Genomic DNA, 13,406 nt, shown 5'->3' with positions numbered 1-13,406 from the left:
TTTTATTATGAGCCATCAAGACACCCTCAAGATGAGTGAGCTATTGAGAATCGCCGGCGCTGCCGCCAAGCTCGGGGGCTGGAGCCTTGACCTTGTCAACAATAAGATGCATTGGTCGCCGGAAACCCGGGCCATGCACCAGGTCCCGCCCGACTACCAACCTACCCTGGCCACGGGAATGGACTTTTACGCGCCTGAGCATCGCGAGCGGATCCGCGTGGCCGTCGACAAATGCATGACGGATGGCACGTCGTTTGACGAGGTGCTGCAAGTGATCACAGCACAGGGCAAACGTCTTTGGGCGCGCGCCATCGGAGAGGCGGTGAGGGACGACGACGGCACCATCATCGAGATTCACGGGGCGTTTCAGGATATCTCGGAGCTGATTGCCGCACGCGAACGATCCGAATCGCTGTCCCGACAGTTGCAACAGACGCTTGAAAACATCAGCGATGCTTTTATGCTGATCGACCATGACTGGCGTTTCGGTTTCATGAACACGCAGGCGGAGATCCTGCTGTTGCGACGCAAAGACGATTTGCGAGGCAAACATATCTGGGACGAATTTCCTGCCGCGCGTGACACCAGCTTCCGTCACAATTACGAGCTGGCCATGCGAGAACAACGTACCACGCGTTTCACCGAGTTTTATCCGGAGCCGCTGAACGCATGGTTTGATGTCAGTGCCTACCCGACACAAGATGGACTCGCTGTATACTTCCGCGACGTCACCGAGCGCGTGGCCAGTGAGGAGTCGTTGCGTATCAGCGACGAGCGCTTCAGCCTCATTGCCAAAGCGACCAACGATGTTATCTGGGACTGGAGTTTTGACACAGACATCATGTGGTGGAACGACAACCTGCTAACGGTCTTTGGCTATGATCCGTATGTGCCGGCACCAGACTACGTATCCTGGACCAACAAGATTCATGACGATGACCGCAGCCGGGTACTTGATGGCGTCAGGCGGGTGCTTGATAGCAGCACCAACAGTTGGCACGATCAATATCGTTTCATGCACGCCGACGGCTCAACCCGAATTGTCAGTGATCGCGGATTTGTCATCCGGGACGCCGAAGGCACGCCCATGCGCATGGTGGGTAGCATGATGGATATAACTGAAAGCGTCGCCATGGACGAGCGCCTGCAACAGGCCCAGAAACTGGAAGCGGTGGGACAACTCACGGGCGGGGTCGCTCACGATTTCAACAATCTGTTGACTGTGATTCTTGGCAATGCCGAGCTACTGACTGAGCAACTCAGCGACCAACAGCAACTGCGTCTCCTCGCCGAGATGACCGCGACTGCCGCCGAGCGTGGCGCTGAACTGACCAACCGTTTGCTTGCTTTCTCCCGGCGACAACCGCTTGATCCGCAGAACGTCAACATCAACAAGCTCATCCAGAACATGGACAGCCTGTTGCGCCGCACCTTGCAGGAAAACATCGACATCGAAACAGTATATGCGGGAGGACTGTGGTTGTCGGAAGTTGATCCGGGACAACTTGAGGGCGCCATACTCAATCTTGCCATCAATGCCCGCGACGCCATGCCGGCAGGCGGCAAACTCACCATTGAGACCGGCAACGCCCAATTGGATCAGCATTACGCGGACGGTCACGACGAAGTTCTGCCCGGCCAATATGTGATGGTTTCCGTGTCTGACACCGGCACGGGCATGACACCGGACGTGCTCAAAAAGGCGTTTGAACCCTTCTTCACTACCAAACAGATCGGCAGGGGCAGCGGCCTGGGCCTGAGCATGGTGTTTGGTTTTACCAAACAAAGCGGTGGCCACGTCAAGATCTACTCGGAAGTCGGCGAAGGCACTACAATCAAGCTTTACCTGCCGCGCTCCGTGTCCACAGACGACGGCGTTTATGAAGGCCACCTGACACCTGCCATTGAAGGCGGCACGGAAAATATCCTGCTGGTCGAAGACGACCCTCTGGTCCGCGAACATGTCAGCAAAGAACTCAGGGCGCTGGGTTACCGCGTTAACACTGCCAGCCATGCAGACGAGGCTCTGAATATTCTTAAGCAATTGAGCGATATCGATTTGCTGTTTACCGACATTGTCATGCCGGGCACCATGAATGGCCGCCAGTTGGCTGAACTGGCTTGCCAATTGCGACCGGGCACCAGGGTACTGTTCACCTCCGGTTACACCGAAAATGCCATCGTTCATCATGGTCGCCTGGATCGAGGCGTGCATTTGTTGAACAAACCCTACCGCCGCCAGGAACTGGCGGCCAAGGTCCGCAAGGTGCTCGACGAACCCAATACGGAACACTGATCACCACGCGGAAATGGTTGTAAAAAATTCCCACAAGACATCAAACCTGATACCCTGAGATCTTTCACGGGAGGCCATTGCTTGACTCAACCACTGGTAGTCGATCTTGACGGTACGCTGATTCACACGGATATGCTGCACGAATCGGCATTGAAAGTGCTGCGTGAGCAACCCTGGGCGACGTTATTGATACCAGTCTGGCTGGTGCGAGGCAAAGCGGTGCTCAAACAGCATCTTGCCGACCGGTCGCGGTTCGACCCGGGCAGCCTGCCGTACAACGAAGAGTTACTGACCTGGCTGCGGCAACAAAAAAATGCCGGCCGCAAGCTGATTCTGTGCACCGCCTCGCACCAGTCGATCGCGCACGCCATCGCCGATCATTTGCAGCTGTTTGATGAGGTCATGGCCAGCGATGGCACAACAAATCTGTCCGGCCTCAATAAAGCCGACGCGCTGACAGCGCGCTTCGCCGAGACCGGCTTTGTTTATGTCGGCAATTGCGACAAGGACCTGCCCGTGTGGACGGTGGCCCACAGTGCCGTGGTGGTGAATGGTGTTGACGGGCTAAGCGACAAGGCTCGCGCCGTGTGCGATATCGAACATGAGTTTCCGCTACGCCCTCGCGGCCTGCTCGCATGGCTTCACGTGATCCGTGCGCATCAGTGGCTGAAGAACTTCCTGTTGTTTATTCCCCTGATCGCCGCCCACAAATTCGGCGACCTCAGCACCTGGTTCACGCTGATGCTGGCCTTTGTGGCCTTCAGCCTCTGCGCCTCTGCGGTCTACATTACCAACGACCTGCTGGATCTGGAAAGCGATCGCCTGCATCCGCGAAAACGCTTTCGCCCCTTTGCCTCCGGTCTGATACCGGCCTGGCAAGGTGTGTTACTGATGCCAGTGTTACTCGCTGTGGGACTGGCTACGGCCTTCTGGGTCAATGTCGCCTTCCTGCAGTGGTTACTGGTGTATCTTGCCCTGACCTGTGCCTACTCCTTTGGCCTAAAACGCCTGATGCTGGTCGACTGCCTGACCCTGGCCATGCTTTATACACTGCGCATTATCGCCGGCACCGCTGCCGCCAGCCTGGATCTTTCTTTCTGGCTACTCGCCGAATCGGTGTTCCTGTTCCTGTCACTGGCTTTTGTCAAACGCTATGCCGAACTGGCGCTGCAATCACAAAATGGCGAGAACAGGGCCCACGGTCGTGGTTATTACACAAGCGATGCGCCACTAATCCAGACACTGGGTGTGACCTCGGGTTACGTTGCCGTGATGGTGCTGGCCCTGTATCTGAACAGCGAAGAAGTGCTGGAACTGTATCGCAACCCGACGCTGGTCTGGGCCGCAATTCCTTTCATGTTGTTCTGGGTAAGCTGGATGTGGATGCAGGCCAGCCGCGGCAACATGCATGACGATCCTCTGGTGTTTGCGGTCAAGGATAAAGCCAGCCTGCTGGCCGGACTCGGATTCGCCGTGGTACTTGTGATTGGGTCGGTAGCCTGAACATGAGAGGTCAATCGCTGTCATGAAAATCACATCCTGGGGGCGCCTTCGCCATGAGCAACATAACGCCATCGCGATCACGAATCATCGCACCCTGTCAGCCCAGATACAGCACAGCGCACCTGGCATCAGCTATGGCATGGGCCGCAGTTACGGTGACATCTGCCTGAACCCCGACGGCTGGCTTTGGCAGACCCGTGGTATGAACCGCTTTATCAGTTTTGACCAGGACACCGGATTGTTATCCTGTGAAGCCGGGGTGATTCTCAAGGAGATCCAGGATTGCCTTGCGCCTCGCGGCTGGCTGCTTCCGGTGACACCCGGCACTCAACTGGTGACGGTGGGTGGCGCCATTGCCAACGACGTGCATGGCAAGAATCATCATGTCATGGGAACGTTTGGTGAACACGTCACCGGCTTCAGACTGGAAAGAACAGACGGCACAACACTGGATTGCAGCCGCGAACACAACGCCGACATGTTCCGCGCGACCATCGGTGGCCTTGGCCTGACTGGTGTCATCAGTCGCGTACAACTGCAGTTGCGTCGCATCGATAGCCCCTGGCTGCTGACAGACACCGTCGCCTTCAGCAGTCTGGATGATTTTTTTGCGCTGGCGGATGACTCCGAAGCAGACTGGGAACATACCGTATCGTGGATTGACTGCCTCGCCGGACCACAAACGCGCGGCATCTTCATGCGGGCAAACCACGCCCGGGCTGAGGACCTTGCGGCCATGCCGGAATACCGGCAGGCGGGCGGCAAACCCCCGCGCAGTGCAGGCATCACAATGCCGCTAACGCCGCCGGTGTCTCTGGTCAACAAACTCAGCCTGCGCGCCTTCAATGCCGCTTACTTCGCCATGAACGCACGCAAGGCCGGCGCCGGTGTTGCACACTACGAGAGTTTCTTCTATCCGCTTGACAAAATTAACCACTGGAACCGGATGTACGGGCGCCGTGGTTTTTACCAGTATCAATGCGTGGTGCCGCGAACCACGGCACGGCAGGCGATCGCCGATATGCTGGCCGTTATCGCCGCTGCCGGAGAAGGGTCATTCCTCGCCGTGTTGAAGACCTTCGCCGACCGACCAGCCGCCGGCCTGCTGAGCTTCCCAATGGAGGGCGCCACTCTGGCCCTGGATTTCCCCAATAAAGGGGCGCGCACCGCGCAACTGTTTACCCGCCTGGACGAGGTCGTAACGCAGGCTGGCGGTCGCCTCTACGCCGCCAAGGACGCGCGCATGTCAGCGCAGATGTTTGCCTCGGCGTACCCTGCATTGGCGCAATTTTCCGTGTTTCGTGATCCGGGCATCAGTTCGGCCATGTCGCGCCGCTTGCTGGGTTCCTGACGTCTGCTGACTAAAAGGTATTTGCTATGACACAAAACAAACGTATCGTCATTGTTGGCGCCACCTCAGCCATTGCCGAACACTGTGCACGACAATGGGCCCGGGACGAGGGCCAACAGGAATTTTTCCTGCTCGGTCGCGATCAGGATAAACTGGACGCCATAGCTGCCGACCTCACTGTGCGCAATCCAGCGCTGTCATGCAAAACATTGTGCCCGGACTTTACATCCACTGACGATATTCAGGCAACGGTCAGTAAAATTGTGGCAAATGGCGCCCCCGATATTGTGCTGATCGCTCATGGTACCCTGCCGGACCAACAGGATTGCCAGCAACACCTGGATATGACGGCCGCTGCCATCACCATCAACGGCCTGTCACCGGTGCTGTTTGCCGAAGCATTTGCCGGCCCCATGCAGGCTGCCAATGCCGGCACACTGGCGCTGATCGGTTCGGTGGCGGGTGACCGTGGCCGTAAATCGAATTACGTTTACGGCGCCGCCAAAGGTCTGGTTACCCGCTATGCGCAGGGTTTGCAGCATCGCCTCGCGGACACCAACGTGCGCGTGGTGCTGATCAAGCCCGGCCCAACCGATACGCCGATGACCGCACACCTGAAACAGGATGGCGCCAAACTGGCCAGTGCCGAAGATGTCGCCACGACGATTGTGCGTGGCGTGGACAAAGGCAGAGCCGTCATTTACGCGCCGGCTAAATGGTGGTTGATCATGATGATCATTCGCCACCTGCCACGGTTTATATTCAACAAAATGGACATATAGGGTTTACCAGGGATGACACTGTTTTTACCAGGACAGGAACAGAGAACGCGGGTAGCGTCGGCAATCGCAGCGTTGCTGGCAACTGCCTTTGTGGTGCTCGCAATCACCGGCACCGCGCGCATGTACACACCGGTGCCTTACTGGGATATGTGGAGCGCCACACTTGGCTTTTACATGGCCGTCAATGACGGCGCCAGCTGGCTTTGGTGGGCTCAGCATAATGAACACCGTATCGTGCTCTCGCGCCTGTTGTTCTGGCTGGACTATGAGATCTTCGGCGGCAAGAGTATTTTCCTGCTAGTGATGAACTACGTCATTGTGGCAATGGCCGTGGTGCTGTTCTGGCGCATCAGCCGGGCACAGCTAGCGCACCTCTCTGACCCTGCCCGACGCAATACTGTGTTCTTCACCACCTGCTTTTTGGTCGCCTGGCTGTATCAGTGGATGCAGCAGGAAAACCTCGCGTGGGCGTTTCAGAGTCAGTTCTTCCTGGCACAACTGCTGCCCTTGTGCGCTTTTTACGTACTGCACAAGTCGGCATTGAATGACAAAGCGCAGCTGACGTTTGTGGCCGCCTGTTTACTGGGTATCACCTCGGCCGGCACCATGGCCAATGGCATCCTGGCATTGCCGCTGATGGTAGCTTACGCCCTGATAGCGCGTATGCGCTGGTGGCAGATTGTGTCACTGCTATTGCTGACCGCGCTAACGCTGACGTTGTATTTTTATGATTACAGCTCACCGACCAGTCACGGCTCGGTGCTTGATGCCTTGTTCCAGCAACCGCTAGAGCTTGCTCAGTATGTGCTGCTGTATCTCGGGTCGCCATTTTTTTACCTATTTGGAGAAGGTGATATTGGCCGCGTGGCCGCGGTTGTCGCGACAACCATCATGGCAGCTGTCGCACTGACCATGCTGTTCCGGAGTATTCGTGAGCCAGGCCCCCATGCCCTGCCCCTGGCGCTGGTATTTGGCATCATCTACCTGTCCGGTACCGCGCTGGGCACCGGTGGCGGACGTCTGATCTTTGGTGTCTATCAGGCCGTCAGCTACCGTTACACAACACCCGCCATCATGGCCTGGGCCTGCCTGTTTATACTGGTGTTGCCATGGCTGCAACATCACATGCGCAGGGCCCCGCGCCGCTGCGCCGTCGTCATGGCAATATTGCTGGCTCTGATGCTGCGCGGACAAATGGACGCATTACTTCCGCAGCAACAACTTGTCTTTGACCGTAACATCGCCGGCCTGGCGCTTGAGCTGGATATTCGCGACGAGGCACAGATAGGAAAGATCTATGAGCTGTCCGATGGATTGATGCGCACTGCTGAGGTTGCATCACAGAGAAACCTGTCAATATTTGGTGCACAACCGTGGCAGGACCTGCGAGAGTCGCTGGGTCAAATCACAATACCAGCGGTAGCCAATCAATGTGCTGGCCATATTGATGCAGTGATCGCCATTGCCCCGAATGATACATTCGTCGCCGTGCAGGGCTGGTTATTCAACCCGGCTGCCGACAAAGCTCCTGAGTTGATTACAATGACCGATGTCAGCGGTGAGATTTCCGGCTACGCACTTACCGGTCAACCGCGCCCCGATGTTGCACAAGCGATAGATTCCGATGCAAAGCTGTCCGGCTTCCGCGGCTACGTCAGGAAAGAGTTATTGGGGAGCGCTGTCATGTTAATCGGCGATCAAACTCAATGTGAACTGTTAACAGAACTGCCGCAACAAAATTAGGACGATATGACAGAACTCAACACAGACATTAAAATTGTACTGCCCGGTGGCGCCGGGCTGGTCGGCCAGAACCTGGTGGCCCGGCTGCTCGACCGCGGGTATCACAATATTGTTGTGCTCGACAAACACCAGCCGAACCTGAATATATTGCAGCAGGTACAAAAGCATATTAGCTGTGAATGCGTCGACCTTGCCCAACCCGGAGACTGGCAACAGCATATCCGTGACGCCGACGTTGTTGTGATGTTGCAGGCGCAGATAGGCGGTATCGACTATGCGGATTTTCAACACAACAATGTCGATGCCACGCAACTGATTCTGGCCACTATCAAGTCCTGCCCTGTGCAACCTTACCTGGTCCATATCAGCTCTTCGGTGGTTGAGTCAGTGGCCGATGATTTTTACACGCGCAGCAAACGCGAGCAGGAAACCATGGTGCTGGAAAGCGGCATCGACTGCCCTATTTTGCGCCCCACGTTGATGTTTGGTTGGTTCGATCGCAAACACCTTGGCTGGTTGTCACGCTTCATGAAAAAAGTGCCGGTATTCCCGATCCCCGGACACGGGCGCTACATGCGCCAACCGCTTTATGTCGGCGACTTCTGTGACATCATCATCAGCTGCATTGAATCACATCGCGGGCATGGCATTTTCAATATTTCCGGTCACGAGAAAATCAACTACATCGACATGATCCGTGACATCAAACATGCCATCAGAGCACGCACGCTGATTGTGCGCATTCCCTATTCGCTGTTTCATGCCTTGCTGTGGACCTGGGCACTGTTCGACAAAAAGCCACCGTTTACCACGCAACAATTGGCTGCGCTAACCGCCAAAGACGAGTTTGAGGTTATCGACTGGCCGGGCATGTTTGGTGTGCCATATACCCCTTTTAAAACCGCTATTGATGAAACGTTTAATGACTCGCGCTACAGCGATGTCGCACTGGAGTTTTAGTACATGGAGCAGTCGCAATCCAAGTCCGTTGATAACCGGGTCGCCGTGCTGGGCGCCGGCCCCATGGGACTGGCAGTTGCCTATCAACTGATACAGGAAGGCTATCAACCTGTCGTGTTCGAAGCAGACGACAGGCTGGGCGGCATGACCGCCAGCTTTGATTTCAACGGCCTGCAGATTGAACGTTATTACCACTTTCATTGCCTGTCCGATCGCGGCTTGCTGCAAATGCTTGACGAACTGGGCATCGCCGACCGCATGCGCTGGACCGAAACCCGCATGGGTTACTGGTATCGCAATCAGTTACAGGACTGGGGTAACCCGCTGGCACTGCTGCGCTTCAAAGGCCTGAGCCTGGCTGCCAAAATCCGTTACGGTCTGCATGCATTTGTCTCAACCAAACGCACGGGCTGGCAGGATCTCGACAAACAGGACGCGCGGCGATGGATTCGTCGCTGGGTTGGCGACGAAGCCTGGCAGGCCGTGTGGCGCACGCTGTTTGACTACAAATTTTATCACTACTCGGACAATCTGTCGGCGGCCTGGATCTGGAGTCGGATACACCGCGTCGGACGTTCACGCAGTAGCCTGATGCGCGAATGCCTGGGCTACCTGGAGGGCGGCTCCGAGACCCTGTTGCAGGCACTGGCATCTGCGATCAGGAATGGCGGTGGCGAAATCCACCTGAACACACCGGTGACTGAGGTCGTCATCAACGACCAGACATTGGCGGGTGTAAGGCTCGCAACGCCCGATGATCAACCCGGCGAGCTGCAATCCTTCAGCCGGGTGATCAGCACCATACCGTTGCCCTACGTGCCCAGATTGATACCCGCACTGCCTGAGGCGACCCGGGCTGCCTATGCCAGTCTGCGCAACATTGCTGTGGTTTGCGTTATCGTTAAACTGCGCCAGCCTGTGTCAGACAAATTCTGGCTCAACATCAATGATCCGGAGATGGATATTCCCGGACTGGTCGAATACAGCAACCTGCACCCGATGGAAAACCACCTGGTTTATGTACCGTTTTACCTGCCGGGCGAGCACGCCAAATTTGCCGACAGTGACGCCACCTTCATAAATAAAGTGCGCAGCTACCTGAAGAAAATCAACCCGCGCCTGCAGGATGATGATTTCATCGATATCCATGCCAGCCGTTACCGGTATGCGCAGCCCATCTGCGAACCGGGTTTTGCTGACCGATTGCCATCGGCTGACCTGCCGGTAGAGGGCTTGTGGGTGGCGGACACATCGCACTACTATCCCAGTGACCGTGGTATCTCCGAGAGTCTGGAATTCGGACGACAATTGGCGCAGCGTGCCTGTCACACAAGAGACTGACCCATGATTCAGCCCTTCATGTCCCGACAGTTTATTGCTTTCCTGCTGACCGGCGGCACAGCGGCGCTGGTCAATTTCATAACCCGCATCATCTACAACAACTGGATGGGATTTTCTTCGGCCGTTGTATTGGCGTACATTACCGGCATGGTGACCGCTTACATACTGGCGCGCATTTTTGTCTTCAAGACCAGCACGCAGACCCTGCAACGCTCAATGATCCTGTTTGCACTGGTTAACCTGCTCGCCATTATCCAGACCTGGGCGGTCAGTCTGATGATGGCCTACGCCGTCCTGCCCGCACTGGGTGTCACGCAATTCACGCTTGAAATCGCTCACGCTGTTGGTATTGTTGTGCCCGTATTCACCAGTTTTTTAGGACACAAGTACTGGTCTTTCCGCTGACAATCGCTAAACTAGGCGGTCGCTTTGCCGTTATTGCATTGCTGAATCCGTTACTGACACTCTTTCTGGAAAAACCACATGCTGATCGCATTACTGGCCATTGCCGTTGGGCTTGTTATTCTCGTCTGGAGTGCCGACCGGTTTGTTGATGGCGCTGCGGTCACTGCACGGCATTTCAATATTCCACCTCTGATTATTGGCATGGTGATCATCGGTTTCGGTACCTCGGCACCAGAAATGGTGGTGTCCGCGCTGGCCTCGTGGCAGGGCAACCCCGGCATCGCCCTGGGCAATGCCTACGGCTCCAACATCACCAATATTGCGCTGATTCTTGGTATCACTGCGCTGATAAGCCCCATCCTGGTCGATTCGCAGGTCCTGCGCCGTACCCTGCCGATACTCAGCCTGGTGACCCTGCTTGCCGCCTGGCAACTGTTTGATGACTTCATCAGCCGTGCCGATGCCCTGGTACTGCTGGGCGTGTTCGCCGGCATCATGATCTGGACGGTCGTGCAGGGCCAGCGCGACCAGCGCGCCGCCAGTCATGATCCGCTCGGCGTGGAGATAAATGTCGAGCTGGAGTCAAAAACACTGCCGCTGCGCAAGGCAGTCATGTGGACCGTGGTCGGCCTGTTATTGTTGATTGTCAGCTCCCGGATTCTGGTCTGGGGCGCCGTTAATATCGCTCAGGGGCTGGGCGTCAGCGACCTGATCATCGGCCTGACGGTGATAGCCGTGGGGACCTCATTACCGGAGCTTGCCTCCTCCGTCATCGCCGCACGCAAAGGTGAACATGATATGGCGCTGGGAAATATTCTGGGTTCCAACATGTTCAATACCCTGGCTGTTGTTGGCATCGCCGGGGTTATCCACCCGATGGGTGTCGGTCACGAAGTGCTCAGTCGCGACATGACTGTCATGGTAGGCCTGACGCTGTCGCTTTTTGTTATTGGTTATGGGTTCAGAGGGCAAGGCCGTATCAACCGGCTCGAAGGCCTGTTGCTGGTATCGGCCTATGTGGCGTACACCGGCTGGTTGATCTACAGTGTGTTCATGCCAGCATGAAACGACAACTAATCGCTGGTGTCATGTTGTTATGCCTGCTGTTTGTGGCCGGCACAGTCGGCGCACAAACCCCGTTTAGTTCGCAGGTCAACGAGACGCAACTGAAAGAGGTCATGCCGGCCGCCGAACGCTTCAGTGACAAAGCCGGCACTCCCCCCGTTTTCACCGCCTTCAAGACAGATCCGGCATCCGGTGATGACGTAATAGTAGGTTACGTTTTCCAGACCTCGGATCTGCCACCCGAAGAAATTGGTTTCAGCTCCACCATTGATGTGCTGGTCGGACTTGATCCCGATGCCACAGTCACCGCCATCAAGGTCCTGGACTACAATGAATCGTTTCTATCCAGTCGCGGTGACTTCCTGTCCATAAGGCCGTTTCAGGAGCAGTTCCGGCGCAAGCCCCTGAGCGACCCGTTTCGGGTCGGCCGCGATATTGATGGTGTGTCACGTGCCACCATTACCAGTTGGGCCACCAGTCGCGGTGTCTATAATGCAGCCAGACGTGTAGCACAGGCCTATCTTGCAGGCAGCGGGTTTTCTGCTGCCGCCGACACGGCCAACAACACGCGCGCACACCTGGCCCCGCTAAGCTGGCAAGACATGCAGACACAAGGCCTGGTGCAGATCACGAACGCTGTGTTGCCAGACGATACGATGCTGACGCTGTCTTTTGCCTATATGGGCAATGAGGTGCTGGGCGAGACCCTGGTAGGCAATGAATATTATTCGCGCGCCGAGCGTGATGCCAGCAGCCGCTTTGACGAGGGCAGGTTAATGCTGGTGGGCATTGGCGGCAACGCCTCTGACCCTTTCCGCCAGGAGCGCCTGTCCATACAGCAGGGCGATGCTGTCTACCCTATGCCGCGGCGCCAGACAGTTTACGCCGGCAGTGCGGATCAGGGCAAAATCGCCGGCCAGGCCAATTTCGCAGTGGCCATGATCCTGGACCCAGACATGGATCTGAGCCAGCCTTTTACCGTATTGTATGACCCGCAGAACGGCCAGCAGCCGTATTCAACAGATATTCAGCTGCGGGGCATTGCTCTGGATCTGGCGCTGGGGCGTGAGGTCCGCGCACCCGGCGAACTGGCTATGGAGGATATGATGCAGGCCTCTGCCGGGGGCCTGCTTACTGATATCAACTGGGTGCGGGTTCTGCCTCTGCTACTGATATTTACCCTGGTCATGGCATCTTTCCTGCGCAAGGATACCCGCCTGCGCTGGCTGACCCTGAGCATCACGCTGTTCTACCTGGGCTTTGTCAATGGCGGTTTCCTGTCGGTCTCGCATATCACCAATACCATCAAGCTGGGTCCGTCGATGATACTCAGCGATTTACCGCTATTGATGATTGTGGTGTTTACCCTGATCACAACACTGATATGGGGCCGTGTGTTCTGCTCGTCTTTGTGCCCGTTCGGCGCCCTGCAGGATATGATTACCCGCATCACACCCAGACGCTGGCAACGAACTCTGCCGGCGTTTATTCACGACAAGGCTCTGTACCTGAAATATGCCATCCTGGCACTTATCGTGATCATGGCGCTGGTGCAAAGCGACATCAGTATCTTCCAGTACTTTGAGCCTTTCGGCACCCTGTTCTTCTACAGCACGTCGATAGCGCTGTGGACGATTCTGATACTTATTTTGCTGGCATCGGCCGTGGTTAAACGTTTCTATTGCCGTTATATGTGTCCGTTAGGGGCCGCCCTGGGCGTGATGTCATTGATCAGCCTGCGCCGTATCAGACGTGTACCTCAATGCACCGTCTGCAAAGTCTGCGAGCATGCCTGTCCGACTGGCGCGATACGCAACCACAAAATAGACTTCAAGGAATGTGTTCGTTGCGATATTTGCGAAAGCAAATTGTTAGAAAAGGCGGGGGTTTGTCGCCACAGCGTGGCATCACTAACGTCACGAGGGGTGCAACTGCTACCGGTGAGTCAGGTAGACTGACC

General features: G+C 56.3%; 10 protein-coding genes. All 10 read left to right on the top strand.

Annotated elements, in window-relative coordinates; genetic code table 11:
* Positions 1-7: 7 nt before the first annotated feature.
* The 10 genes from ENH71_RS14300 to ENH71_RS14255 all read left to right on the top strand — a co-directional run bounded on the left by ENH71_RS14300 (position 8) and on the right by ENH71_RS14255 (position 13,404).
* The gene (locus ENH71_RS14300) at positions 8-2,296 is read left to right on the top strand and encodes a hybrid sensor histidine kinase/response regulator (protein ID WP_294131188.1); all 2,289 of its coding nucleotides are present in this window, start codon (positions 8-10) and stop codon (positions 2,294-2,296) included.
* An 81-nt stretch (positions 2,297-2,377) separates the two neighbouring features.
* Positions 2,378-3,799, top strand: coding sequence for a UbiA family prenyltransferase (locus tag ENH71_RS14295; protein ID WP_294131186.1), 1,422 nt, complete (start codon positions 2,378-2,380; stop codon positions 3,797-3,799).
* A 22-nt stretch (positions 3,800-3,821) separates the two neighbouring features.
* Positions 3,822-5,150: an FAD-binding oxidoreductase gene (locus ENH71_RS14290; RefSeq protein WP_294131185.1), complete on the top strand. Its 1,329-nt coding sequence runs from the start codon at positions 3,822-3,824 to the stop codon at positions 5,148-5,150.
* Between the two features lie 26 nt (positions 5,151-5,176).
* A complete protein-coding gene (locus ENH71_RS14285) occupies positions 5,177-5,932 on the top strand; it encodes an SDR family NAD(P)-dependent oxidoreductase (RefSeq protein ID WP_294131184.1) in 756 nt (251 codons plus the stop codon).
* A gap of 12 nt (positions 5,933-5,944) precedes the next feature.
* On the top strand, positions 5,945-7,675 hold the full coding sequence (locus ENH71_RS14280; protein WP_294137913.1) for a hypothetical protein: 1,731 nt from the start codon (positions 5,945-5,947) through the stop codon (positions 7,673-7,675).
* Positions 7,676-7,681: 6 nt separating this feature from the next.
* A complete protein-coding gene (locus ENH71_RS14275) occupies positions 7,682-8,635 on the top strand; it encodes an NAD-dependent epimerase/dehydratase family protein (RefSeq protein ID WP_294135605.1) in 954 nt (317 codons plus the stop codon).
* A 3-nt stretch (positions 8,636-8,638) separates the two neighbouring features.
* Positions 8,639-9,976, top strand: coding sequence for an NAD(P)/FAD-dependent oxidoreductase (locus tag ENH71_RS14270; RefSeq protein ID WP_294135606.1), 1,338 nt, complete (start codon positions 8,639-8,641; stop codon positions 9,974-9,976).
* Between the two features lie 3 nt (positions 9,977-9,979).
* Positions 9,980-10,381 (top strand): GtrA family protein, encoded by a 402-nt coding sequence (locus ENH71_RS14265; RefSeq protein ID WP_294135608.1) that lies wholly within the window; start codon positions 9,980-9,982, stop codon positions 10,379-10,381.
* A gap of 78 nt (positions 10,382-10,459) precedes the next feature.
* On the top strand, positions 10,460-11,446 hold the full coding sequence (locus ENH71_RS14260; RefSeq protein ID WP_294135610.1) for a calcium/sodium antiporter: 987 nt from the start codon (positions 10,460-10,462) through the stop codon (positions 11,444-11,446).
* Positions 11,443-13,404, top strand: coding sequence for a NosR/NirI family protein (locus ENH71_RS14255; RefSeq protein ID WP_294135612.1), 1,962 nt, complete (start codon positions 11,443-11,445; stop codon positions 13,402-13,404). The genes ENH71_RS14260 and ENH71_RS14255 overlap by 4 nt, the downstream gene beginning before the upstream one ends.
* Positions 13,405-13,406 lie beyond the last annotated feature (2 nt).

The organism is Pseudohongiella sp., from assembly GCF_011050365.1.
Classification (GTDB): domain Bacteria; phylum Pseudomonadota; class Gammaproteobacteria; order Pseudomonadales; family Pseudohongiellaceae; genus Pseudohongiella.
This window is presented reverse-complemented; position numbering and strand designations above follow the sequence as displayed.